The sequence below is a fragment of the Rhodococcus sp. RCBS9 genome (assembly GCF_029457415.1).
Classification (GTDB): domain Bacteria; phylum Actinomycetota; class Actinomycetes; order Mycobacteriales; family Mycobacteriaceae; genus Rhodococcus_F; species Rhodococcus_F qingshengii.
On sequence record NZ_CP120422.1, the window covers coordinates 178,553 to 203,980 of the forward strand.

A 25,428-nucleotide genomic window follows, 5' to 3' on the forward strand; every position below is an offset into this window, starting at 1 on the left:
CATCCGAACGAGGCACGCGCGGGTTCAGCCCAGAATCTCCGGTAGCGCGACATCTTCGCCGAGAACGTGCTCGGAGAGGAACGCGGTGACCACCTCGTACCAGATCTTGGTGTGCTGCGGCTTGAGCACCCAATGATTCTCGTCGGGGAAGTAGAGGAAGCGATGGTCCGTTTTCCCGTCGTCGTCGGCGGGCAGACCTGACTCGGCAAGCAGTTCGTACCAGAGTCGCAAGCCCTCACCGATCGGAACCCGGTAGTCCTTGTCGCCATGGATGACCAGCATCGGAGTCGTGATGTCCGCGACGTACAGATGCGGCGAATTCTCGACGGCCATCTCAGGCGACATCTCGCGCTGCCAGTACCAGGCAGCGTCCGTCGTCGGGCCGAATTGATCGAGTGCCCACAGACTCGCGTGGGTGACGATGGCGTCGAAACGGTTGGTATGTCCGGCAATCCAGTTGGCCATGTAACCACCGAACGAACCACCCATCGCGCCGGTTCGCTTGGGGTCGATCTCGGGCTGGGCGACAGCAGCATCGGTGATCGCCATCAGATCGGTGAAGGGCGCCTTGCCCCACTGACCCCACCCCCGCTGGACGAAGTCCTGGCCGTATCCGGTCGAGAGCGCGGGATCTGGTAGCAGTACTGCATAGCCCTTGGCGACGAGCAGCCACGGATTCCACCGCCAGGACCAGGTGTTCCACGAACCGAGTGGGCCGCCGTGGACCCAGAGAAGCAATGGCACCGGTGCATGCGGCGCGGCGCCCGTCGGCAGCGCCAACCAGCTACGCACCGTCGAACCGTCCTCGGCACGCGCGGTGATCTCGGTCAGTGTTCCCGGCAGCTCCGGCAAAGTGTCGGGCCCACGAAGTGCGGTGATCTCACCTGATCGCAGATCGACCCGCACCACGTGCGGGGGCGCTTCGTACGAGGCTCGCAACGCGTAGATCGACTCACCGTCCGGCGCCACTCGAAGGTCGGTGTACGCCGCGTCGTCGGCTGTCAGGCGCACTGGTTGGCCCCACAGGTCGATGGTGAAGATCGGACCGCGGCCGCCGTCGTCAGCGGTGACGACCAGCCCGGATCCGTCGGGTAGCCAGGCAAGTGAGGTAGGCCAGCGATCCCAGCCGTCGGCGACGCCGGTCACGGCACCGGATCCGAAGTCGTAGAGCTGCAGAGTCATTCGTGGTGCGGACTCCGGTGTGGTGAGTGTCTCCCGGATGAACGCGAGCTTGGTTCCGTCCGGCGAGAGCACCGGGTTGTAGACGTCCGCGTCGGCCTCGTCGACAAGCGTGACTCGGTCACCGGTCACCGTGTCGATCCGAACCAACGTCGATCGGCGGGCGGCACTCGCATCGCCGACAGTCCACGTGGTCACGACGAAGAGACCGTCGTCGGAAATCGTGGTCGACGTCTCCCGCAGCGCTGCGCCTGCCGTCGGTGTGATGTCCCGCAACTCGACGGATTCCTTCGAATCCGTCTCGGCCACAACCAGATGCGGATGATCGGGGCCCAGGTCGTGGTCCCAGTGGCGCACCGGATAACCGGTGTGCAGCATCGCCGTGACTTTCTTGTCCTTGCGCGCCGATCGCACCTGATCGTCCTGGTCGAGGCTGATCGCCGAAGCCATGACCGACGTCTGGGCCACGAACGTCGGCGCCGCCTTCGCCGCTGATACCGACGAGACACCACCGGGACGCGAGATCAGCAGCTGAGCTTCTCCGCCCGCCGCTGGTAGGCGCCAGAGTGCTGGTTGCGGATCACTCTCGCCCGGCACGGCTCGCGTGGCAGTGAAGAGCACGTCGCCGTCGAACGCGAAGGCAGCACCGGACTCGCTGGTCGAACCCCAGGTCAACCGACGCGCAGGACGCCGGCCTTCCGGGTCGATCTCCCACAACGAGGACACGTATTCGGCGCTCTTGTCGTCGAGAACGGCGCGCGCGCAGATCAGCAGCGAGCCGTCAGGTGACAACACCAGGCCGGACAACCTGGCCAGAGCGATGTAGTCGTCGAGTTCGTCGAACGGTGTGCCTGCGTGGAGCTCGGGAATCTGGGTCACCACTAGTTCGTATCACGCGCCCCGCGGTTGACGCATCATTGCGTAGATCGTCGGCCCGCCGCCTGGCATGACGATGTCACGGGTCACTTCGAAACCGAAGCGGTTGTAGTACGGGATGTTCGATTCCTTGCTGCTCTCGAGGTAAGCGTCGACATGTTCACGGTCACAACGCTCCAACCGAGAGTTCAGCAGCGCTTTGCCGTATCCCCCACCGCGCGCCGCGCTGCCGGTCCCGACGGTCGCGAGATACCAGTGCGGCGAATTCGGGTGTGCTCCTTCGAGAACGGAGCTGACCTCGGCCGCGTGTCGTAGCCCCCTGCCGAAGACACGCACCATTGCGGGCAGGCTCACGAGCCCGGAAATCCACGACTGCTTCCACCGCCCCGGCGGATCCCACAGAGTTGCCCCGCCGATCAGGCCGTTGTCGTCGGTGGCCACCTCGACGCCGCCCCCGGCGAGGTGGTGGTAACGAGCTTCTGCGGCAAACAGTTTCGTCAGGCGATCAGCCCTGGTGGCCTCGTCCGGCAACATCCACGCCATCAAGGGATCATCTTCGAACGCCTCGGCCAACACTGCCGACAGTGCCGGAATATCGGATCGGACAGCCGGCCGTACGTGTACACCCATGAGGCGAGAGTACCGCCGACTGTCCGAATCACTGGACTTTGAACAGCGCTGTCCTTGAACCGATCAGACGAGCAAGCCCGCAATCCGCGGCGGAATCTGTTCGAGCGCGTACGGCAAGCTCAGTACGGTGCTCCACGTCATGGCTTCGGCAGCAGCGTCTTCCAGAATGATCGCGCGGCCGTCCTTCACGACGTCGAGTTCCTGGTAGATCGGGGTCTTGTCCAGCTCCGCGCGAAGCTTGTCGCCGTAGCCGCCACCGGCGTACCAGACGAGTACGTCGACGTCCGCGAGCGAGAGTTGCTCGGTGCTGATCTCGGCGAAGTTACCCGTGATCTGATCGGTGACAGGCGGATTCACGAATCCGAGTTCGGTGAAGAACCGCACCTTCGGGTCTTCCGGTCCGTAGACCCCGAACTGCCCCGGCCCCTTCAACGCGCCGACCAGAACGGTCTTGCCGGCAAACGCCGGATTGGCCGTCTTCACGTCGGCGAACTTCTGGTCGACGCCGGCGATCAGCTCGGCGGCCTTACCCTGCTGCCCCAACGCTTCGCCGATGATGGTCGTCTGGTTCTGCCAGGGGATTCCGTAATCCGCGAACTCCTTGGGCTGCGCCACCGTCGGTGCAATGGCACTGAGTTTGTCGTATTGCGCCTGAGTGAGCCCGGAGTAGGTGCCGACAATCAGGTCGGGTGTCGTGGCAGCGACCTTCTCCATCTGAATGGTGGTGCCCGCGGTTCCGATGATCTCGGGAGTCGCCCCGTTCAGCAGCGGCTGCGCCCAGGGCCACACGCCGTAGGGGTAATCGCCGTACCAGTCGAAGGTTCCGACCAAGGTCCCACCGAGCGCCAGGATCGCATCTTGATCGTTGTATCCGACACTGACGATCCGCTGCGGATCCTTGGGCAACTCCGTAGCCCCGAACTTGTGGGTGATCGATTCCGCAGAGTCACCGCTGGGAGGTGTGTCCTCGTCGTTCGAACTGGAGCAGGCTGCGGCGAATGCCAGCAACGCTCCCGACGTGCCGATCAGAAATCCGCGCCGGGTCAGCCGACCTGCGTCCGTTCGATCCATGTTCCTACCCCTTAAAGTCTGCTGGTTCGGTAGGTAAGGCTAGCCGATGAAAGCTTCATTCCGACTAGTTCGACCGGCCCATTCGATGGCAGTACCGCGCCGATCGGGCCACTATGGAGACATGACGCGCCAGGGCCCCTCGAAGGACATCGACGAATCGGATCTCGAAGTCACGCACCCCAAGGACTACGCCGCCGGAGTTCCGGCCGTTCTGGTGTCGCTGCAACGAGGAATCGAGCAGATGGGAGCCTTGCGGACCGCCCGAACGCTCACCAGACTCAACCAGCGACACGGCTTCGACTGCCCGGGGTGTGCGTGGCCGGAGACTCCCGGACATCGCAAGCCCGCCGAATTCTGCGAGAACGGAGCGAAGGCTGTTGCCGAGGAAGCAACGCTTCGCACCGTCACACCCGAATTCTTCGCGGAGCACTCGATCGCCGATCTCGAAGGCAAGACCGACTACTGGCTCGGACAGCAGGGGCGACTGACGCACCCGATGGTCCTGACGCCGGGAGCAACCCATTACCGGCCGATCGACTGGGACGGCGCGTACGCACTGATCGCCGAACATCTGAACGGCCTCGCATCGCCGGACGAAGCGGTGTTCTACACCTCCGGTCGCACGTCCAACGAAGCCGCGTTTCTCTACCAGTTGATGATTCGCAGCTACGGCACCAACAACATGCCCGACTGTTCCAACATGTGTCACGAGTCGTCCGGAAGCGCACTGACCGAATCCATCGGCATCGGCAAAGGCTCGGTGACGGTTCCCGACCTCGAGAACGCCGATCTCATCCTCATCGCCGGACAGAACCCCGGCACCAACCACCCTCGAATGCTCTCGACGCTGGAGAAGGCAAAGAGCAACGGCGCCAAGATCATTGCCATCAATCCTCTGCCCGAGGCGGGATTGCGCAGGTTCAAGGATCCACAGAAGGTGTCCGGCGTGATCGGGCACGGAGTCGACATCGCGGACGAGTTCCTGCAGATCCGGCTGGGCGGCGACATGGCGCTGTTCCAAGGCCTGGGGAAGCTGCTGCTCGAGCAGGAAGATCGCGCTCCCGGGACGGTCGTCGACCGTGCCTTCGTCGACCGGTACTGCGCCGGTTGGGACGAATACGAGAAGCACATCCGCGCGGTCGATCTCGACACGGTACTCGAGGCAACGGGTCTGTCGATGGCACAGCTCGAGGAAACGGCGGCCGCACTTGCCCGATCCGAGCGAACCGTCACCTGCTGGGCCATGGGGATCACTCAGCACACACACGGAGTCGCCACCATCGAAGAAGCAGTCAACCTGCTGCTCATGCGTGGAATGATGGGCAAACCCGGTGCCGGCGTTTGTCCGGTGCGAGGACACTCCAATGTCCAGGGTGACCGCACGATGGGCATCTGGGAAAAGATGCCGGAAGAGTTCCTGGCCGCGCTCGACACCGAGTTCTCGATCTCGAGTCCCCGCAAGCACGGATGGGACACCGTCGACGCAATCCGCGCCATGAACGCAGGCAAGGCAAGCTTCTTCATGGCGATGGGCGGCAACTTCATCCAGGCAAGCCCGGACACCGCAGCGACCGAAACAGCGTTGCGTCAATGCGAACTCACCGTGCAGGTGTCCACCAAGCTGAACCGCAGTCACGTGGTCCACGGGCAGACCGCGATCATCCTCCCCACCCTCGGACGCACCGACCTCGACGTCCAAGCCGGCGGAAAGCAGCTTGTCTCCGTGGAGGATTCGATGTCCATGGTGCACCTGTCGCGCGGACGCCTCACACCGGTCAGCCCCTACCTGCGTAGCGAAGTCGCCATCATCTGCCAACTCGCCCGCGAACTACTCGGCAACGATCACTCCGTCCGCTGGTCGGCCTTCGAGGGCAACTACGACCTGATCCGCGATTCCATCTCACGGGTAGTGCCAGGCTGCGAAAACTACAACTCCCGCGTTCGAGAGCCAGACGGATTCCAACTCCCCCACCCGCCGCGTGACTCGCGTGAGTTCCGCACGCACACCGGCAAAGCCAACTTCGGCGTGAACGACCTGCACTGGATACCCACTCCGAGTGGGCGCCTGATTCTGCAGACGATGCGCAGCCACGACCAGTACAACACCACGATCTACGGCCTCGACGACAGATACCGCGGCATCAAGGGCGGACGCAAAGTCATCCTCGTCAACGCCGAAGACATCACCGCGCTCGGATTCCGTGACGGCGATCTCGTCGACATCGTGTCCGAGTGGACAACACCCGACGGCACACTCGAAGAGCGTCGGGTCACGGAATTCCGCATCGTCTCCTACGACACCCCGCGCGGCAATGCTGCGGCGTACTACCCGGAGACAAATCCGCTCGTTCCCCTCGAACACGTTGCGGCCAAGTCGAACACGCCGGTGTCGAAGGCCGTCACCGTTCGACTCGAAGCATCGGGCGCCTGAGATGGGACGAGTCACCGCACGAACACCGGTCGTTCGAATCTCGGGTGATCGGGTCGTCACGCGCCCCGACACGCTGGCCGTCGAGGAACCACTCGAAATGAGAGTGGGCGGTCAGGTGCTGGCAGTGACGATGCGGACCCCCGGCAACGACGTCGACCTCGTGCACGGATTCCTTCTCAGCGAAGGTGTCATCGCCACCCGCGACGACGTGAGCGTCGTCCGCTACTGCGACGGCGTCGACGAATCCGGTGCGAACACGTACAACGTCCTCGACATCGCTCTCGCTCCCGGAGTGCCGTTGCCCGACCACACCACCGATCGGAACACCGTCGTCAGTTCCGCGTGCGGCGTGTGCGGCAAGACCTCGCTCGACGCCGTCCGAACCACGACGCGACATCCGCTGGTCGGTGACACGACTTCCGTCACCTCGACCATCCTGTCGGCCATGCCTGTCACACTGCGGGAGAGCCAACGGATCTTCGAGCGCACCGGTGGCCTGCACGCGGCCGGATTGTTCACCGCCACCGGCGAACTCCTGGCACTGCGCGAGGATGTCGGCCGTCACAACGCCGTCGACAAGGTGATCGGTTGGGCCATCACCGACGGCCGAGTGCCCCTCTACGACACGATCTTGATCGTCAGCGGTCGGGCGTCGTTCGAACTCGTCCAGAAGGCCGTCATGGCCGGCATTCCGATCCTCGGTGCTGTCTCCGCGCCGTCGTCGCTGGCCGTGGAACTAGCGCAGGAGTCCGGGCTGACTCTCGCCGGTTTCATCCGCGGCGATTCGATGAACGTCTACTCGCACCCGCACCGAGTCGAGGTCACGTCGAACTCGCACGCAACTGAGCCGACAGTCGCACAGCGGAGTTGACTTCCCCGTAGCCCTCGTATCCACCCACCCGCTGCACGACCTCGAAGAACAGGTCTCCCCCGACGGTCGGGGTGAACAGGTGGAAGAACTCGCCGTGAGCGTCTGCGTCGTAAAGAATTCCGGTGCTGCGCATCCGGTCGAGCAGTTCCGGATTCAGTCCGAAACGCGCGTCCAGATCGTCGTAGTAGTTCGGGGAAATGGGTAGCGGAGCAAATCCCCAGTCCTGCATGGACGCAGCGGCACCGAAGATGTTCTCACACGCGAAGGCGACGTGGCTGACGCCGCCGCGACGGACCGTCGGCAGCCCGCTTCGACTTCCCTCCACCATGTTCAGCGAGATGCGCAGGGTATGTCCGTCACCGCCTTGAACGAGCGTGAGCGCCTGGCTTCGCATGAGGCCGACAGAATCGGTGACGTCCTGCCCCTCGTGTGGTTGCATCTCGAACACGGACCGCAGGAGCAGCATGATGCCGTCCCAGCTCTCGGCCGGAACCGCCAGTGCCACGTGGTCGATCCCGGTGAACACTGCGCCCTGTTCACGATTGCGCTCGGCGGGCAGCGGGTAGATCTCGAATGCCGATTCCCACGCTGCAGCGCTGCCGGGGCCACGAAGGTCGATCGATGTCGCATCGGTGACCTTCAGGCGTACGACGTCCGGTACCTCGGAGTTCTCGTCGCTCGACCCCGGCAACTGCACGCGCGTCGCCGGCACTTCGAGAGCCAGAGCGCGCTCTCCCCACACCTCGGGTTCGGTTGCCCGGATGCCGATCTGAGTGAGAACCGGTAGATCCGCAGGCAGCCCGGGCGCCGTCCACACCGTGCCCGCAGTCGCATCCACGGCAACGGTGAGCGGTCCGTGCCGCCACAACTGCAAATCGTGATCGTGGTGCCGTCCGACAAGATGAAAACCGACGCGGGAGAGCATCGAGTGCACCTGGTCCTGTTTCGCCGGACCCGCAGCGATTCGCAGAGACACGATTCCTTCGAGCGGCGTGCGCTCCGGGGCGGTGAACAGCGTGGGTCCACCGGCGGCAGGGTTCGCGGCGGCGACCTGTTCTTCCAGATGCAGGAGCGACCGATGAGCGTCGATTGCCGTCCGCTGGGTGTCGGCGCGGCGGAATACGTCGTTGAAGATCTCGAGCGACCACGGTCCGTCGTAACCGGTGGCGTAGACATGCTGAGCGAACGCATTGAGATCGAAGCTGCCCTGCCCCGGGAAGTTTCGGTGATGCCGGCTCCACTGGAGGATGTCCATCGCCAAGAACGGAGCGTCCGCCAACTGGAGGAAGAAGATCTTCTCGCCGGGAATCTCGCGAATTCCGGCGGGATCGTCACCGCGCGAGAGGATGTGAAAGCTGTCCAGACAGGTACCGAGCGAAGGATGGTCGACGCCCTCGACGATCTGCCACGCATGGCCGTACGTGTTGACGTGGGCACCCCACGCGAGCGCCTCATAGGCAACCTTCTTGCCGTGCTCGGACGCCAGTTCGGCGAGAGCTCCGAATTGCTCTGTCAACTGACCGTCATCGTGACTTGCGGTCGGCAGGGGCGAGGAGCACACCAGGAGCGTCTCGCACCCCAGTTGATCCATGAGCTCGAATTTGCGTTGCACTCGAACAAGATTCCGAGCAAATTGGGCCTCGTCCACCGTGTCGAAGTCACGGAACGGCTGATACAGATCGAGGGTCAAGCCCAGATCCGCAGCCCTCGTTCGTAATTCCTTCGGGGACCACGGCGAAGCAACAAAATCCGGCTCGAACACCTCGAAGCCGTCGAAGCCGGCAGCAGCGATGGCGTCGAGCTTCTCCTCGAGAGTGCCACTGAGCGATACCGTCGCGATCGACGTCCGGACCGGGGCACTCACAGCGCTGCCGCAGTCTGTTCGCCGCGTACGAGTTCCGTCATGTGCGCGAGCATGCGCTTACTGTCGGGCTCGATGCCCGTGAAGATCCGGAACGCGTCGACGGCCTGGAAGACAGTCATTCCGCCTCCGCTGAGCGTCGGGGCTCCGATCAACCTTGCCTGACGCAACAGTTCGGTTTCGAGTGGACGGTAGACGATTTCGGCCACCCACAGATCAGGGCGAAGCAGATCCGGCGAGAATGCCATTCCGGGATGAGCCGCCATTCCCATCGGCGTCGCGTGGATCAATCCGTTTGCCTTGCCGAGCACTTCGGCGAGGTCGCTCGTGTGCCGCGCCTCGACAACCTGCGCCGGAAACTGCTGCGCGAAGGTTTGTGCAAGTTCCTGCGCGCGAGGCAGGCTCGAATCGACCAACGTCAGTGTCCCGACGCCACGGTTGAGCGCGGCATAGGCAACCGCCGCACCAGCTCCGCCGGCACCGAGCTGCACGACACGATCGAGCTGTGCTCCGGGAAGTCCGTCGTCGAAATTTCGGCCGAAGCCCGACCAATCGGTGTTGTGTCCGATCGCCTTGCCGGAGTCGAAGAGGACCGTGTTCACCGCTCCGAGCCGGCTCGCATCCGGCGAGAGCTCGTCGAGGTGCTCGATCACCAACTGCTTGCAAGGGTGAGTGATGTTGAGGCCGCGGAACCCGAAACGTCGTGCATAGGTGAGAAGTTCACCGATGTCCGACGGCGCCATCCCCATCGCATCGAGATCGAGGATGCGGTAAACGTACGGCAGGCCCTGTCTGCGCCCTTCCTCCTCGTGCATGATCGGAGTCAAGGAGGCTCCGATGCCGGTGCCGATCAGACCGCAGAGGATCGAATCACTCATCAGTTCTTCCCTTCTCGGACGCAGACGAATTCGACTGCGGCGCTGTAACCGTCGATTCCCAATCCGCAGATGACAGCGTCGGCGATCCCGGACACGTAGGAGTGGTGACGGAATTCTTCGCGGCCATGGATGTTGCTGATGTGCACCTCCACGACAGGGGCATCGAGTGTGACCAGAGCGTCACTCAACGCAACGGAGGTGTGCGAGTACCCACCGGGATTGATGACGATGCCCGCAACGTTTCCCCTGGCCTCGTGGATCCAATCGATCAGTTGGCCCTCGTGGTTCGACTGCTTTGCCTCGACCATCGCCCCGAACTTCTCGGCCGCCGCTACACAGCGGGAAACCACGTCGTCCAGCGTGTCTCTCCCGTAGAACTCCGGTTGGCGCTGGCCCAACAAATTCAAGTTGGGCCCGTTGAGGACCAGAACCGGTAGAGATGAAGTCATCAGGGGCACCTCGGGGTTGACGCTCGAAACTAATGTACGAACTAGTGAGTTAGTTCACTGGACGTTACTCCCCCGACGCGGACTCGACAAGCAAAGTCGACAAACTGCTGACAGATAGAGTGAGCACATGGTTTCCGAGCAGTCAGTGAACTCCGTGGTGTCGAAGCCGGAGAAACGACGCCGAAACAGCGATCTGACCAGGGTGAACATCATCGCCGTCGCCACCGAGGAGTTTGCCGACAAAGGCTTTGCCGGCGCCCGAGTGGACGAGATCGCAACCAAGACTCACACCACCAAGCGCATGATCTACTACTACTTCACCGACAAGGAAGGGCTGTACAAGTCCGTCCTCGAGCATGCGTACAGCGTCATTCGCGCACAGGAACGCGAACTCGACCTCGAGGGGTTGAACCCCACCGCAGCGGTCCGCGCCTTGGCCGAACTCACCTTCGACCACCACGAACAACACCCGAACTTCATTCGGCTGGTAGCCAACGAGAACATGCTCCGCGGTGAGCACATCGAGAAATCCGAGCTACTCAGCGGTCTCGGCGCCCCCGCCGCCGACCTGGTCTCGCAGATCCTCCACGACGGACAGCAGTCGGGAGCATTCCGCTCCGACGTAGATGCTCTCGATATTCACATGTTGATCAGCAGTTACTGCGTCTTTCGTATCGCCAATCGTTACACCTTCAAAGCGCTCTTCGACCGCGATCTGACCGACTCGACGCATCGTGAGCATCTTCGAACAATGCTCGGCGACATGGTTGTTGCGTTCTTGACCTCGAAGGCGCCGTCCTGACCCACCCCGAAGTCCGAAAAATCCCCCTACGGTGGTGAGTGGAACTCACAGCTGCCACCGGGAGGAATGACGTGACCGAGAATTACGTAGACGGGCTTTCACTCGAGGAGAAGGCGTCGTTGACGTCGGGCTCGGATTTCTGGCACAGCCAGTCCGTTCCCGGAATCGAATCGATACTCCTGACCGACGGTCCGCACGGAGTCCGGAAACAACCCGAGGGCGGCGATGCACTCGGACTCGGCCACAGCGTTCCAGCGACATGTTTCCCACCGGCGGTCGGGTTGGGCTCGTCGTGGAACCTCGACCTCATCCGCCAGGTCGGTGAGGCTCTGGGCGACGAGGCCAAAGCCGAACAGGTCTCGGTCCTCCTCGGCCCAGGCATCAACATCAAACGATCACCCTTGTGTGGCAGGAATTTCGAATACGTCTCCGAGGACCCATTCCTCTCCGGCCGCGTCGCGGCAGCCCTGATCACCGGCATCCAGTCTCGCGGCGTCGGAACCTCGCTCAAGCACTTCGCTGCCAACAACCAAGAACACGACCGGATGAGAGTCAGTGCCGACGTCGACGAACGGACACTGCGCGAGATCTATCTGGCCGGCTTCGAATACGCCGTCAAGACCGCGGCCCCGACGACGGTCATGTGCTCGTACAACAAGATCAACGGTGTGTACTCGAGCCAGAACCATTGGCTGCTCACCGAGGTACTCCGCGAACAGTGGGGCTTCGACGGCCTCGTCGTTTCGGACTGGGGAGCGGTCAACGACCGCGTGGCGGCACTCGCCGCGGGCCTCGACCTGGAAATGCCGCCGACCGGAACCGATACCCAGATCGTCGACGCCGTGCGCGGCGGCGACCTGGACGAATCAGTGCTCACCACTGCCGCCGAGCGCCTGGCGACGCTGGTGGCACGCACCGCCGCCGCGCGCACCGAAGGCCACACGTACGACGTCGAGCGTCACCACGAACTGGCACGGACCGCTGCAGCGGAGTCCGCTGTCTTGCTGGCCAACGACGGAGAACTACTGCCGCTGACCCCCGGCGGGCAAACCGTCGCGGTGATCGGCGAATTCGCGTGCAGCCCGCGGTACCAGGGAGCCGGCAGTTCACAGGTGGTCCCGACCAAGCTCGACAATGCCTTGGACGCGATCCTCGACCTCGAAGGCGCCGACCGCGTCACTTTCGCACCGGGCTTCACCTTCGACGGCACTCCGGACGACGACATGGTCACCGAGGCTGTCGACGCCGCACGCCGCGCCGACGTCGCGGTGCTGTTCCTCGGACTACCGTCCGCCACGGAATCCGAAGGATTCGACCGAACCGACATCGAACTGCCGGCTGACCAGATCGCCCTGCTGGAAGCGGTCCACGGCGCGAACCCGAACACGGTCGTCGTGCTCGCCAACGGCGGTGTGGTTTCGATCGAGCCTTGGAAGGATCATGCCGCCGCAATCCTCGAGGGCTGGCTACTCGGCCAGGCGGGCGGCTCGGCGATTGCCGATCTTCTGTTCGGCATCACGAGTCCGTCCGGCCGCCTGACGGAGACCATTCCGCTTCGCCTCCAAGACAATCCGTCGTATCTGCATTTCCCGGGATCACAGCAGCACGTCCGCTACGGCGAAGGCCTGTACGTGGGATACCGCTACTACGACTCCGCGCTGCGCGAAGTGGCGTACCCGTTCGGGTTCGGGCTGAGCTACACCACCTTCGACATCACCGATACCTCCGTCGAGGCCGGTGAGAACTCCGCCGAAGTGACCGTCACCGTGCGCAACAGCGGCGACCGATCGGGCAGCAGCGTCGTTCAGGTCTACGTCCACGACGCCTCGGCAAGCATCGATCGACCCGCGCAGGAATTGAAAGGCTTTGCCAAGGTCCACCTCGACCCCGACGAATCCGCGACTGTGACCATCACGCTCGACAGCAGGGCATTTGCCTATTGGTCTGTCACGGAAAAGGACTGGGCGATCGAGGCCGGCGACTACGAGATCCGCGTCGGCTTCTCGTCTCGGGACATCGCAACCACCGACACGATCACCCTGGCCGGGAACGTCGGCGTCGGCACGCTCGACGCCATGTCGACCATCGGCGAATGGCTCGCCCATCCGGTCGGCAGCGCAGTTCTCGGCGCCGCCATGGCTGCCGCAGCGGGCGACGGTGCACAGGCGGTCAGCCCCGAGATGATGGCACTCGCAGGCTCGATGCCGCTCGGAAAACTCGCCACCTTCGGCCTCGGGATCACCGAGGAACAGGTGGAGCAGTTGGTGGCGGCCGCAGCACAGCCGGCCTCCTAACTCTCTGAACTGCGGTTTCGACGAGCAGCGTGACCGCCAGTAGATTTTTATGAACTATTTGGTTAATAATCTTGTGTAGTTGCTGTGGCGTCGGTTACATTCCTTGTATCGCTCTCCGCACAGACGTTCTTGATACGAACACAATCGGCGGATGTAGAGCCTCCACGACGCTTCCACCCAGGAGATGAGCATGTCAGCTAGCACGGTTACACCGTCCGGGCCCGAGGCGGGATCCTTGGCAAGGCCGGATACGACCAAGGTCAAGCGCGCCGCAACGTCGTCGTTTCTCGGCAGCATGCTCGAGTACTACGACTTCTACATCTACGCCTCCGCCGCTGCGCTCATCTTCCCCACGGTGTTCTTCCCGGACAGCGGGCATGCGGCTCTACTTTCGCTGGCCACCTTCGGTGTCGCGTACGTCGCGCGTCCCCTCGGCGCTGTAGTCCTCGGCCATTTCGGTGACCGCGTCGGCCGCAAGAAGATCATGCTGCTCACGCTCATTCTGATGGGCGCAGCCACCTTCCTCATCGGATGTATTCCCAGCGCCGATTCGATCGGAGTTCTTGCACCGATCCTTCTCGTCCTGATGAGAATCGCCCAGGGCATCTCCGCTGCCGGTGAACAGAGCGGTGCCAGCTCACTGACGCTCGAACACGCCCCCGAAGGCCGACGCGCGTTCTTCTGCAGTTGGACCCTCAACGGCACCCAGGCCGGCTTCATCCTCGCCAGCCTCGTATTCCTGCCCATCGCCGCGCTCCCCGACGACATCCTTTACACGTGGGGCTGGCGAATCCCGTTCTGGGGCAGCCTGATCGTTCTGGTCGCGGCATACATCATGCGTCTCAAGCTCGAAGAGCCCGAAGAGTTCACCGAGCAGCAGGAATCCAAGACCGTCGCCAAATTGCCTGTTGCCGATCTTCTTCGCACCCACAGCGCAAATCTGATTCGCGTGATCTGCTGCGCTTTCATCGCCGTCGTCTCGACCATCTTCTCCGTCTTCGGTCTCGCTTTCGCCACCACCGAAGAAGTGGGGATTCCGAAGTCGACCATGCTCTGGGTTGCCATCGCAGCCAACGCCGTAGCCCTGCTCAGTCAGCCCGCCTGGGCGATGCTCTCCGACCGGATCGGTCGCAGGCCGCTGTTCATCGGTGGCGCCCTCGGTAGCGCGGTGTTCATCTACGTGTACTTCGGCGCAATCGCCAGCGGCAACGTTCCCCTGATCTTCCTCGCCGCAATCGGATTGATGTCCGTCTTCTACGCTGCCCCGAATGCCATCTGGCCGTCGTTCTACTCCGAGATGTTCAACACCAAGGTCCGCTACTCGGGCATTGCGATCGGCACCCAGGTCGGCTTCGCCCTCGCAGGCTTTGCCCCCGCCATCGGCAACGCCCTCATGGGCGGCGACAAGACACACTGGATGCCCGTTGCCATTCTGACTTCGGTGGCCTGCGTCATCTGCGCGCTCTCGGCGTTCACCGCCAAGGAGACGTTCCGCACTCCCCTCAAGGAACTCGGCAACCCGATCTAGCCGAATACCCGACAGACATCCTGCACGAACCACTGTGTTGCACGAACCACTGTGTTGCACGAACCACTGTGTTGCACGAACCACTGTGGCCCGGCATCTCGCGAGAGATACCGGGCCACAGTCGTTTTGAAGTTCTACGCCGTCTTGTCGCGACGCTCGCCACGTTCCGGCTTACGCGGAACGATGGTCGGAAGTACGTTGTCGTTGACGGTCTCCGCGGTGACGACCACCTTTTCGACGTCGTCACGGCTGGGAATGTCGTACATCACGGGAAGAAGAACCTCTTCCATGATGGCGCGCAGGCCACGAGCGCCGGTTCCACGCAAGATCGCCTGATCGGCGATAGCGTCGAGCGCTTCTTCGGTGAACTCGAGCTCGACGCCGTCCATGTCGAACAGGCGACGGTACTGCTTGACGAGAGCGTTCTTGGGCTCCGACAAGATCTGAACGAGCGATTCCTTGTCGAGGTTGGTCACCGACGCGATCATCGGCAAACGGCCGATGAACTCGGGAATCAGACCGAACTTGATCAAATCCTCCGGCATGACCTCGGCGAAACGATCGACCGTATCCAGTTCGGCCTTCGACCGAACCTCGGCGCCGAAACCGATACCGCGCTTGCCGACACGATCGGAGACGATCCGCTCGAGACCTGCGAAAGCGCCCGCGACGATGAACAGCACGTTCGTGGTGTCGATCTGAATGAATTCCTGGTGCGGATGCTTACGGCCACCCTGCGGCGGGACGCTCGCCTGCGTACCTTCGAGGATCTTCAGCAACGCCTGCTGAACGCCTTCGCCGGAGACGTCACGCGTGATCGACGGGTTCTCGCTCTTACGGGCGATCTTGTCGACCTCGTCGATGTAGATGATTCCGGTCTCGGCGCGCTTGACGTCGTAGTCGGCAGCCTGAATCAGTTTGAGCAGAATGTTCTCGACGTCCTCACCGACGTAACCGGCCTCGGTCAACGCCGTCGCGTCAGCGATGGCGAACGGGACGTTGAGCATCTTCGCGAGAGTCTGAGCGAGATACGTCTTGCCACAGCCGGTGGGGCCGAGCATCAAGATGTTGGATTTCGCGAGCTCAACCGTCTCACCCCGCGCGTCACGGCCCTTGTCGCCGGCCTGAATGCGCTTGTAGTGGTTGTAGACGGCCACGGCCAACGTCCGCTTGGCGGAGTCCTGACCGATGACGTAGTTCTCGAGGAATTCTCGGATCTCCGCAGGCTTGGGAAGCTCGTCGAGCTTGACCTCGCTCGATTCGGCCAATTCCTCTTCGATGATCTCGTTGCAGAGGTCGATGCACTCGTCGCAGATGTACACCCCGGGTCCTGCAATGAGCTTTTTGACCTGCTTCTGACTCTTACCGCAGAAAGAGCACTTGAGCAGATCCCCGCCGTCGCCGATGCGTGCCATCTCGTGAGGTCCCTACTTTCCATCATGTACGTGCACTCGCCGCCACTCGATCGGTCGAGACGCTCCGCAGTACTTCGGTAGTTGTCAGATCAGACAAACTGATCGAACAAATCTGGTCGAACAATCGCAGAACGCCGGTCGAGAACCAGCCCGTGAAGTGACGGTACCCGCAGATCCCGAACGGGGTCGACCTGTTCTCGGCGTTTCGTCTGCGGATAAAAAAGAAAAGAGTCGAGATTTCAGCCTGGCGAGCGCTCCACCAGGCACTTCTCGACGTGTCCGCCTCGTGTCGGGAATCGGGATACAGATCCTCGACACGAGGCGGAAATCGACTACTTCTGTGCGCTGAGCTTCCGGTAAGCCAGCACGTCGTCGATGATGCCGTACTCCTTGGCCTGCTCGGCCGTGAGGATCTTGTCGCGATCGGTGTCGACGCGGATGGTCTCCGGATCCTTACCCGTGTGCAGCGACAGCGTGCTCTCCATGAGCCGACGCATACGCTCGATCTCCGCAGCCTGGATCTCCAGATCGGAAACCTGACCCTGGATGCCGCCCGTAGCCGGCTGGTGGATCAGAATGCGCGAGTTGGGGAGCGCGAAGCGCTTGCCCGGCGTACCGCCGGCCAGAAGCACGGCAGCTGCCGAAGCAGCCTGACCGAGGCAGACGGTGGAAATGTCGGCACGGACGTACTGCATCGTGTCGTAGATCGCCATCAGCGCGGTGAAAGAACCACCGGGCGAGTTGATGTACATCGTGATGTCGCGGTCCGGATCCTGCGATTCGAGAACGAGCAACTGCGCCATGAGGTCGTTGGCGGACACGTCGTCGACCTGCGAGCCGAGGAAGATGATGCGCTCCTCGAACAGCTTGTTGTACGGGTCGGACGTCTTGACGCCGTAGCTGGTCTGCTCCGTGAACTGGGGCAGGATGTAACGCGATTGGGGGCCCGACGGCGCCTGGCCGCCCAGCGAGTTAGCTCCGAAAAGATTGGTCATCAGTTCTCCAAAGTATGAATTGGGCAGCGAAAGGATGGGCGAACCGGCTCAGTTGCCGGTGCCGCCGGCCTGATTCGCACGGGAGACGACGTGGTCGACGAAGCCGTACTCGAGAGCTTCCTTCGCCGTGAACCAACGGTCACGATCGGAGTCCGCGGTGATCTGCTCGACCGTCTGGCCGGTGTGCTGAGCAATCAGCTCGGCCATTTCGCGCTTGGTGTGCTTGAACTGCTCGGCCATGATCGCGATGTCACTGGCGGAACCACCGATGCCGGCGGACGGCTGGTGCATCATGATGCGGGCGTGAGGCAGTGCGTAGCGCTTGCCCTTGGTGCCTGCCGAGAGCAGGAACTGACCCATCGACGCCGCAAGGCCCATGCCGAAGGTGGCGATGTCGCACTCGGCGAACTGCATCGTGTCGAAGATCGCCATACCTGCGGTCACGGATCCACCGGGCGAGTTGATGTAGAGCGAGATGTCTCGCGTCGGGTCCTCGGCCGAGAGCAGCAGGATCTGTGCGCACAGCTTGTTGGCGATGTCGTCGTCGACCTGGGTACCGAGGAAAATGATGCGCTCTCGCAGCAAGCGCTCGTACACCGAGTCGCTGAGGTTCAACCCAGCGGTCGCTGAAGTCATGGCGGGACTCTGCAAAGTCTCCAGGTGATTGGAAGTCACGGTACCTGCCTTCTATGTGGATCTACTTGTGCGGTGGATCGTCTATGCGAAACACTTCTACTGACACAGACAGTAACGAAGTAGGGCGGCACCGGAGTCCCGGTGCCGCCCTACTTCGCTCAAAGCGGAAAACTCAGTGCAGTCGATCGTGGTGAAAACACCCGTCCGCCTGCGTTTTTACTTGTCTTCGCTCTCGGCGGAATCAGACTCGTCCGCTTCGGTTTCGGCCTCACTGCTGCCGAACAGCTCTGCGGTGTCGACAACTGCGCCGGAGGTGTCCTTGACACCGGCCGACTCGACGACGGACGCGAGAGCCTTGCCACGACGGACGTCTGCGAAGACGGCGCCGAGCTGGTTGGCCTGCTGGATCTGCTGGATGAACTGCTCAGGAGCCATGCCGTAACGCTGCGCCTGGAACAGGATGCGCTCGGTGAGCTCGTCCTGACCGACGGTGACGTTGCCCGCATCGGCAATCGAGTCGAGCAAGAGCTGCGTCTTGACGGAGCGCTCAGCGGCTTCCTGTGCATCCTTGTCGAACTCTTCGCGGCTGCTGCCCTGCTCTTCGAGGAGCTTGTTCAGTGCCTCTTCGTCGTGATCGAGACCGTGAACGGCGTCGTGCAGTGCAGCGTCGACCTCAGCCTTGACGACAGCCTCCGGCAACGGAACCTCGACGGTCTCGAGCAGCTGCTCGAGAACCTTGTCGCGGATCTGACCGGCCTGCTCGACCTTGCGGACGCGTGCGACGCGCTCACGGAGGTCAGCCTTCAGTTCTTCCAGGGTGTCGAACTCGCTGGCGAGCTGAGCGAACTCGTCGTCCTCAGCCGGAAGCTCGCGCTCCTTGACCGTCTGCACGGTCACGGTGACAACAGCTTCCTTGCCTGCGTACTCGCCGGCGACCAGCGTCGACGTGAAGTCCTTGGACTCCCCCGCCTTGAGGCCGATGATGGCTTCGTCGAGGCCCTCGATGAGCTGGCCCGAACCGACCTCGTGCGACAGTCCGCTCGCGGTTGCCTCGGCAACGTTCTCGCCGTCGACGGTGGCCGACAGATCGATGGAGACGAAGTCGCCGTCCTCGACTGCGCGGTCGACGCCGGTGAGGGTGCCGAAACGCTGACGCAGCGAAAGCAGCTGCTCTTCGATGGCTTCGTCGGTGATCTCGATCGGATCGACCTCGACGTTGATGGAGCTGAAGTCAGGGAGCTCGATCTCGGGGCGCACGTCGACCTCGGCGGTGAACTCGAGGAGCTCGCCGTCTTCGATCTTGGTGACCTCGATCTCGGGCTGGCCGATGGCCTTCACGCCGGCGCTGGTGACAGCCTCGGAGTAACGCGACGGCAGAGCGTCGTTGACGACCTGCTCGAGCACAGCGCCGCGACCGACACGCGCTTCGAGGAGGCGGGCCGGAGCCTTGCCGGGACGGAAGCCGGGGAGACGAATCTGCTGCGCGAGGGCCTTGTAGGCCTTGTCGAAATCAGACTTGAGTTCCGCGAAGGGCACCTCAACGTTGATACGGACTCGCGTCGGGCTGAGCTGCTCGACGGTGCTCTTCACGAAACTTCGCTCCTTCGTCTGGTCTTGCTCACAACTTGTGTTGAATCGGTACTGCTGTCTGGCGCGGCACTTCACTCCCGGACTTACTGGAGGTGAAGTGCCATGTACGTACTTGTCGGGATGACAGGATTTGAACCTGCGACCCTCCGCTCCCAAAGCGGATGCGCTACCAAGCTGCGCTACATCCCGTTTCCGATCACATGAAACACACGATACGGCCATCCGAGGCCACTAAGACAGCGGGCCACCAAGGGCAGCCACCATCGGTGACCGCGCACAACCCTATCGCGCTCACTACTCTCTCACGAACCCGACCGCCATTTGTACACGGCCCGGCTGTCGACCCCGTCAGTATGTCATCCGACGGCAGCCACATACAGCCTTGCCTCAACTGCCATTCAGAGCCGGAATCAGAAGCCGCGCCTGCGGCCGAGACACCCCGACTCGCCGAGCAATTCGCCAATTCCCCAGGTGAACGACGGTCTCGAACTTCTCCGACCCCCCGATTATGAAATCCGGTGGGGCATTGGGTACAGTTTCGTATCGCAGACGACGAACACGGCGATCCCGAGTTGTCGTATGCACGGGGATGTAGCTCAATGGTAGAGCCTCAGTCTTCCAAACTGATCACGCGGGTTCGATTCCCGTCATCCCCTCCATCAGGAGGGAAACTCCACAAAGATCCGCACCGGCCCAGCCGGTGCGGATTTTTTGTATTCCGACTTTGTCCACTCAGACCACCCCCCTGCGGTCCGTATCCTGGAGTTGTCCGGATCGATTCTGCTCGGGAGGCCACTCGTGACCACGATTCTTCTCATACTCGTCGTTCTGGCCGTAGTCGTATTTCTGGTCATGAAAAGCCAGCAACGCGGTTCCGGCCACAGCGCAACACAACTCGACGATGCGAAAGCCGATGCCCGGCAGGCGATCGAACGCCTCGGCGGTCAGGTCTACAACCTGACCGGCAGTGACGACGCGTCGCGCCAAGCCCTCGCCGACGCGGCCGAACGGTACAACGCCGCAGGCTCGCAGATCGATCAGGCCGCAACGCCGGTCCAAGCACGTCTCGCGAAACAGACTGCACTGGAAGGGCTTTACTACATCCGCGCGGCACGGGTGGCGATGGGCATGGATCCGGGACCGGAAGTTCCTTCCATCGACGGACAGAAGGCTGCCGGTTCGGTCACCGAAGACCGTGAGGTCGAATTCGAGGGCCGCAAGGTCGCCGCATCACCCAATCCGTCGTCGCACACACCCAACTACTACCCCGGTGGCCGAGTCGCCGGACGCCCGGTCCCGGCCGGCTGGTACTCCGAACCCTGGTGGAAGCCTGCACTCGTCGCCGGCGCCTGGGGTCTGGGTTCGATGATGCTGTTTTCGACCATGTTCTCCGGCATGGCCGGGGTTCCTTACGGCGCAGAGGCTTTCGCACAGGGCGGCGATTCCGGCGCCGATACAGGCTCCGGTGACTCGGGAGATCAGGGTATGGACTCCGGTGATCCCGGCGCCGACCAAGGAAGTATCGACAACACGGACTACACCGCTGACGGCGGAAGCGACTGGTCTGGTGGCGACGGAGGCGGAATGGATTTCGGGGGCGGCGGGGACTTCGGCGGCTTCGACTTCTAAGCCGACTGACACACCGGGCACCAGAACAGGTTTCGTGCCTTCATGACGGAATGCAGGATCGGTGTGCCGCACACGCGGCACGGCGATCCTGCTCTTCTGTAGACATAGGTACGCGGACGATCCTTCGCGTACGCCGGATCTCCGTTGTCGTGCTCGGCGCGAACGACGTGCATCTTCCCCCGTCTGACGCCGACTTTCATCAATTCGACTAGGTCTGCCCACATGGCGGTCCACTCGCCGTGAGAGACGAGATTCCCCGGTCGTTCAGGGTTGATTCCGTGACGAAAGAGAAGTTCGGCGCGATAGACGTTGCCGACACCCGCCAGGACCGCCTGGTCCATCAGCAGGGCGCCGATTGCCGTCTTGGACTTGGAGATTCGCAACCAGGCCTTCTCTGGATCCGCGTCGCGGCGCAGTGGGTCCGGCCCGAGTCTGGCCTCGATCGCGGCGACCTGAGGAGGTAGCAGGACTTCGCAGGCGGTGGGACCACGAAGGTCGGTGCCGAAGTCGGCACCGACCATTCGCATCCGGACCTGGCCTACCGGTTCTTCCATCGGCAGGGTGGCGTCGGTGAACTTTCCGTACAACCCGAGGTGTACGTGAACTGTCAGACCGTTGTCGTACGTGTGCCAGAGGTGCTTTCCCCAGGCATCCGAGGACGTGAGTACGTGTCCGTCCACCAGGCGCGCGTCCTCGGCGAATCTGCCTTGCGGACTGAGGACGCGGACCGGTGAACCGACGAACTTGCGGGCATGCAACCGTGCCAGCCGGTGCAGGGTATGACCTTCAGGCACGGAACAACTTTCGGATCAGGCTTGCGGCAGAGCCGGTGCGACGCCGGTCTTCTCGTACTCGGACAGGATGTCGATACGACGCTGGTGGCGCTCTTCACCCGACCATGCGGTGGCGAGGAAAGCGTCGACGATGGCAAGCGATTCCTCGAGGGAATGCATACGTCCGCCGATGCCGATCAGCTGAGCGTTGTTGTGCTCACGTGCCAGCTTCGCCGTTTCGACGCTCCAAGCGAGGGCGCACCGTGCGCCGGGAACTTTGTTCGCTGCGATCTGCTCGCCGTTGCCACTGCCACCCAGGACGATTCCCAGGCTGCCCTCGTCGGCGACGACGCGCTTTGCGGCTTCGATGCAGAAAGCCGGGTAGTCGTCCACGGCGTCGTACTCGTGAGCACCACAGTCGATGGCCTCGTGGCCGTTCGCTTTCAGGTGTTCGATGATCTCGTTCTTACGTTCGAATCCGGCATGGTCGGCACCCAGGTATACGCGCATGGCGACAATTCTCTCAGGCCCGACCAGCCGGGCGCACCCGGGTCGACGTCACACTTTCAGGAACACGCATCGCCGCGCGAGCACACCTATCGTGGTGCCCATGTACCCCGTCAACGGCCAGGCCGCTGCACCCGCCCTTCGTATGTCACCGGGCAGTGACGCCGTTCGCCACCCGTGGGAAATCCCGCTACTCGTGCTCGCGGTACTGACGACGGTCGTCACTTATGTGGTGGCGATCGTTCTGATCGCTGCGGGTGATCTGTCGACGTGGATCCTCGTGGTGCTCGCGGCTCCGATCCTGCTGTTCCTCGCGCGAGGTCAGCTGTACGGATCGCAACAGGTCAACGGAATCAAGATGACGCCTTCACAGTTTCCGGAGGGGTATCAGCTGGTTGCCGAGGCTGCGGCACGATTCGGCATGAAAACTCCGCCGGATGCCTACGTCGTGCTGGGGAACGGACGGATCAACGCGTTCGCGTCGGGGCACGGATTTCGCCGTTTCGTCGTCGTCTACAGCGACCTGTTCGAAGTCGGTGGGCAGGCACGCGAGCCCGATGCGCTCGCATTCATCATCGGCCACGAGGTCGGCCACATCGCTGCCGGGCATGCGTCGTACTGGCGCCAGTGGGGACAGTTCGCGTCGAACTACATTCCGGTGATCGGGTCTTCGCTGTCGCGTTCCATGGAGTACACGGCGGACAACTTCGGCTTTCACATGCGCCCTCAGGGCGCACCGGGCGCGATGGGCGTCCTCGGCGCGGGAAAGTATCTGGTGGGTCTGGTCGGGTTCGACGAACTGGCCGATCGGGCGACACTCGAATCCGGGTTCTTCCCGTGGTTCGTCAACATCTTGTCGTCGCATCCGGTGCTGACCTGGCGTGCGGCTGCGCTTCGCAACCGCACGCACTCAGGGCATCTGTTCTTCCGGCCGGGTCAGCTCTACCGAAATCCGGCGCTCACTGCCGCTCAGTCGAACTGAGGATCCTCGTTGCGGGTCCGCTTGAGCTCGAAGAAATGGGGGTAGCCGGCCAGCGCGACTGCGCCGTCCCACACCTTGCCTGCGTCCTCGCCGCGCGGGATGCGTGAGAGCACGGGGCCGAAGAACGCCACACCGTTGACATGGATCGTCGGGGTTCCGACGTCGGGTCCGACGGCGTCCATGCCCTTGTGGTGGCTCTCGCGCAGAGCCTCGTCGTACTTGTCGGTGTCGGCGGCCTCGGCCAGTTCAGGTGGCAGGCCGACCTCGGCAAGGGACGACTTGATGACGTCGGCGAAGTCCTTGTTTCCCTCGTTGTGAATCTTCGTCCCCATCGCCGTGTACAGCGGCAAGAGGATATCGTCGCCCTTCAGCTGCGCTGCAGCGATGGCGACACGGACCGGGCCCCAGGCCTTGGCCATCATCTCCCGGTACTCGTCGGGAAGGTCACGGCCCTCGTTGAGAACCGCAAGGCTCATCACGTGGAACTTGGCCTCGATGTCGCGTACCTGCTGGGCCTCGAGAATCCAGCGTGAGGTGATCCAGCACCACGGGCAGAGCGGATCGAACCAGAAGTCAGCAGTGTCCGTGGTCTTGCTCGAGGTTGCGCTCACGAAGAAACTCCCTATCAGTTCATGTCGGTCAGGTCATATCAGTTCGGGGACATACTCCCGTTCTGCCAACAATCATGAACCCGCAATCCTTCCCGCGCTTTCCCCCGAACCACCTCCCGATCGCAGTAGTGTCGAAAAGAAACGAGTACGAAGGAGTGGTTCAGTAATGAGCACCAACCGGAGATTCGTGATCGTCGGCGGCGGGCTCGCGGGCGCAAAGATCGCAGAAGCCCTGCGTGACAGAGATTTCGACGGTGAGATCACCGTATTGAGTGAAGAAGACCACCTCCCGTACGAGCGTCCGCCGCTGTCGAAAGAGTTCTTCGCCGGCAAGAAGACGCTCCCCGAATTCACCGTCCACGACGGCGAGTGGTTCCGCGACCATCATGTCGATCTTCGCCCGGGAACGACGGCAACGACCATCGACCCCGCTGCGCACACCGTGTCACTTCCGGACGGTTCCACGATCAGCTACGACAAGCTCGCCTTGGCCACCGGTTCGCGGTCGCGGCGCCTCGACATCCCGGGATCCGACGCCGAGGGCGTTCACTACGTGCGAACAGTCGATCAGGCCGCCGCGCTGCTGCGCACCCTGGCCGCCGACAAGAAGCTCGTCGTGGTCGGTGCCGGCTGGATCGGCCTCGAAATTGCCGCGTCGGCCCGCGGTTTCGACGTCGAGGTCACCGTGCTCGAACATGCCGGCCTTCCGCTCGAATCGACCCTCGGCCCGGAAATGGGTGAGGTCTTCGCCGCGCTGCACCGCCAGAACGGGGTGGACTTACGCACCGGCACGGACGTCACTGCAATCTCTGTCGACGGCGGTCACGCCTCGGGCGTCACTTTGAGCGATGGAACCGTGATTCCGGCCGACGCCGTGTTGATCGCTGTCGGCGCATTGCCGAACACCGAGTTGGCATCGGAGGCGGGTATCGACGTCGAGAACGGGGTTCTCGTCGACGCCGGTCTGCAGAGCAGCGACCCCGACGTGGTCGCAGTGGGTGACATCGCGGCCGCACAGCATCCGATTCTGAATGCACGAATTCGGGTGGAGCACTGGGCAAACGCACTCAACCAACCCGAGACGGCCGCAGAGACCATGTTGGGACGGCCCGCCGAGTACGTCCGCATGCCGTATTTCTTCACCGATCAGTACGACCTCGGAATGGAATACGTAGGTCACGCACCGCACGGCGGCTACTCCCGTGTCGTCACTCGCGGCGACGTCGAACAGCGCGAGTTCCTGGCATTCTGGCTGGATTCCGCGAACAAGGTGCTCGCCGGAATGAACGTGAACATCTGGGATGCCGGTGACGCCATCAAGGAATTGGTCGCGTCTTCGCGTCCCGTCGATCCGGAGCGGTTGGCCGACCCGGAGATTCCGCTGGCAGAAGTGTCCGCTTGAGTGAAGTCGTTCTCTTCG

General features: G+C 62.7%; 21 protein-coding genes and 2 tRNA genes. 9 read left to right on the forward strand and 14 right to left on the reverse strand.

Going from position 1 to position 25,428, the window contains the following annotated elements; translation table 11 throughout:
- Positions 1-24: 24 nt before the first annotated feature.
- From P0M12_RS00950 to P0M12_RS00960, 3 genes are all read right to left on the reverse strand, one after another.
- On the reverse strand, positions 25-2,058 hold the full coding sequence (locus P0M12_RS00950) for a S9 family peptidase (protein ID WP_050654660.1): 2,034 nt from the start codon (positions 2,056-2,058) through the stop codon (positions 25-27).
- A gap of 12 nt (positions 2,059-2,070) precedes the next feature.
- Positions 2,071-2,685: a GNAT family N-acetyltransferase gene (locus P0M12_RS00955; protein ID WP_030536638.1), complete on the reverse strand. Its 615-nt coding sequence runs from the start codon at positions 2,683-2,685 to the stop codon at positions 2,071-2,073.
- Between the two features lie 63 nt (positions 2,686-2,748).
- Complete coding sequence (locus P0M12_RS00960; protein WP_064444106.1) at positions 2,749-3,756, reverse strand: iron-siderophore ABC transporter substrate-binding protein; 1,008 nt, start codon at positions 3,754-3,756, stop codon at positions 2,749-2,751.
- Positions 3,757-3,877: 121 nt separating this feature from the next.
- On the opposite strand from P0M12_RS00960, the gene P0M12_RS00965 reads away from it, so the two are divergent.
- Positions 3,878-6,187 (forward strand): FdhF/YdeP family oxidoreductase, encoded by a 2,310-nt coding sequence (locus tag P0M12_RS00965; protein WP_030536640.1) that lies wholly within the window; start codon positions 3,878-3,880, stop codon positions 6,185-6,187.
- Position 6,188: 1 nt separating this feature from the next.
- Positions 6,189-7,058, forward strand: a complete 870-nt coding sequence (fdhD, locus tag P0M12_RS00970; protein WP_003944453.1) for a formate dehydrogenase accessory sulfurtransferase FdhD — start codon at positions 6,189-6,191, stop codon at positions 7,056-7,058.
- Here the strand turns inward: fdhD and P0M12_RS00975 are convergent.
- From P0M12_RS00975 to aroQ, 3 genes are read right to left on the reverse strand one after another with little or no spacing between them, the layout of a single operon-like run.
- The gene (locus P0M12_RS00975) at positions 7,009-8,922 is read right to left on the reverse strand and encodes a sugar phosphate isomerase/epimerase and 4-hydroxyphenylpyruvate domain-containing protein (RefSeq protein WP_030536642.1); all 1,914 of its coding nucleotides are present in this window, start codon (positions 8,920-8,922) and stop codon (positions 7,009-7,011) included. The two genes, fdhD and P0M12_RS00975, sit on opposite strands and share 50 nt — an antisense overlap.
- Complete coding sequence (locus tag P0M12_RS00980; RefSeq protein WP_030536643.1) at positions 8,919-9,797, reverse strand: shikimate dehydrogenase; 879 nt, start codon at positions 9,795-9,797, stop codon at positions 8,919-8,921. The genes P0M12_RS00975 and P0M12_RS00980 overlap by 4 nt, the downstream gene beginning before the upstream one ends.
- The gene (gene aroQ, locus P0M12_RS00985; protein WP_277377373.1) at positions 9,797-10,246 is read right to left on the reverse strand and encodes a type II 3-dehydroquinate dehydratase; all 450 of its coding nucleotides are present in this window, start codon (positions 10,244-10,246) and stop codon (positions 9,797-9,799) included. The genes P0M12_RS00980 and aroQ overlap by 1 nt, the downstream gene beginning before the upstream one ends.
- Positions 10,247-10,373: 127 nt before the next feature.
- On the opposite strand from aroQ, the gene P0M12_RS00990 reads away from it, so the two are divergent.
- From P0M12_RS00990 to P0M12_RS01000, 3 genes are all read left to right on the forward strand, one after another.
- Positions 10,374-11,048, forward strand: a complete 675-nt coding sequence (locus tag P0M12_RS00990) for a TetR family transcriptional regulator (RefSeq protein ID WP_019749082.1) — start codon at positions 10,374-10,376, stop codon at positions 11,046-11,048.
- Positions 11,049-11,119: 71 nt separating this feature from the next.
- Entirely contained in the window at positions 11,120-13,342 is a 2,223-nt protein-coding gene (locus tag P0M12_RS00995; RefSeq protein WP_030536645.1) for a glycoside hydrolase family 3 C-terminal domain-containing protein, read from the forward strand.
- A gap of 190 nt (positions 13,343-13,532) precedes the next feature.
- Entirely contained in the window at positions 13,533-14,870 is a 1,338-nt protein-coding gene (locus P0M12_RS01000; protein WP_042450291.1) for an MFS transporter, read from the forward strand.
- Positions 14,871-15,004: 134 nt separating this feature from the next.
- Here P0M12_RS01000 and clpX read toward each other — a convergent pair whose 3' ends face one another.
- The 5 genes from clpX to P0M12_RS01025 all read right to left on the reverse strand — a co-directional run bounded on the left by clpX (position 15,005) and on the right by P0M12_RS01025 (position 19,695).
- Positions 15,005-16,285 (reverse strand): ATP-dependent Clp protease ATP-binding subunit ClpX, encoded by a 1,281-nt coding sequence (gene clpX / locus P0M12_RS01005; RefSeq protein WP_003944582.1) that lies wholly within the window; start codon positions 16,283-16,285, stop codon positions 15,005-15,007.
- A gap of 332 nt (positions 16,286-16,617) precedes the next feature.
- Positions 16,618-17,280: an ATP-dependent Clp protease proteolytic subunit gene (locus tag P0M12_RS01010; RefSeq protein ID WP_003944539.1), complete on the reverse strand. Its 663-nt coding sequence runs from the start codon at positions 17,278-17,280 to the stop codon at positions 16,618-16,620.
- Between the two features lie 48 nt (positions 17,281-17,328).
- The gene (locus P0M12_RS01015; RefSeq protein ID WP_007730960.1) at positions 17,329-17,916 is read right to left on the reverse strand and encodes an ATP-dependent Clp protease proteolytic subunit; all 588 of its coding nucleotides are present in this window, start codon (positions 17,914-17,916) and stop codon (positions 17,329-17,331) included.
- Between the two features lie 216 nt (positions 17,917-18,132).
- Positions 18,133-19,506, reverse strand: a complete 1,374-nt coding sequence (gene tig / locus P0M12_RS01020) for a trigger factor (protein ID WP_007730958.1) — start codon at positions 19,504-19,506, stop codon at positions 18,133-18,135.
- A 115-nt stretch (positions 19,507-19,621) separates the two neighbouring features.
- Positions 19,622-19,695, reverse strand: a tRNA-Pro gene (locus P0M12_RS01025).
- Positions 19,696-20,091: 396 nt separating this feature from the next.
- Between P0M12_RS01025 and P0M12_RS01030 the strand changes: the two genes are divergently transcribed.
- Positions 20,092-20,165, forward strand: a tRNA-Gly gene (locus P0M12_RS01030).
- A gap of 193 nt (positions 20,166-20,358) precedes the next feature.
- Entirely contained in the window at positions 20,359-21,135 is a 777-nt protein-coding gene (locus P0M12_RS01035) for a DUF1542 domain-containing protein (protein ID WP_277377901.1), read from the forward strand.
- Here the strand turns inward: P0M12_RS01035 and P0M12_RS01040 are convergent.
- Positions 21,132-21,929 carry a DNA-formamidopyrimidine glycosylase family protein gene (locus P0M12_RS01040; RefSeq protein ID WP_050654623.1) on the reverse strand — a complete coding sequence of 266 codons (798 nt, stop codon included), beginning with the start codon at positions 21,927-21,929 and terminating at the stop codon, positions 21,132-21,134. The two genes, P0M12_RS01035 and P0M12_RS01040, sit on opposite strands and share 4 nt — an antisense overlap.
- Positions 21,930-21,944: 15 nt before the next feature.
- A complete protein-coding gene (locus tag P0M12_RS01045; protein ID WP_003944571.1) occupies positions 21,945-22,418 on the reverse strand; it encodes a ribose-5-phosphate isomerase in 474 nt (157 codons plus the stop codon).
- Positions 22,419-22,560: 142 nt separating this feature from the next.
- Between P0M12_RS01045 and P0M12_RS01050 the strand changes: the two genes are divergently transcribed.
- Complete coding sequence (locus tag P0M12_RS01050) at positions 22,561-23,397, forward strand: M48 family metallopeptidase (protein ID WP_228232720.1); 837 nt, start codon at positions 22,561-22,563, stop codon at positions 23,395-23,397.
- Here P0M12_RS01050 and P0M12_RS01055 read toward each other — a convergent pair.
- On the reverse strand, positions 23,385-24,008 hold the full coding sequence (locus P0M12_RS01055; RefSeq protein WP_042923843.1) for a DsbA family protein: 624 nt from the start codon (positions 24,006-24,008) through the stop codon (positions 23,385-23,387). The two genes, P0M12_RS01050 and P0M12_RS01055, sit on opposite strands and share 13 nt — an antisense overlap.
- Positions 24,009-24,174: 166 nt before the next feature.
- Between P0M12_RS01055 and P0M12_RS01060 the strand changes: the two genes are divergently transcribed.
- Positions 24,175-25,410 carry an FAD-dependent oxidoreductase gene (locus P0M12_RS01060; protein ID WP_277377374.1) on the forward strand — a complete coding sequence of 412 codons (1,236 nt, stop codon included), beginning with the start codon at positions 24,175-24,177 and terminating at the stop codon, positions 25,408-25,410.
- Positions 25,411-25,428: the final 18 nt, after the last annotated feature.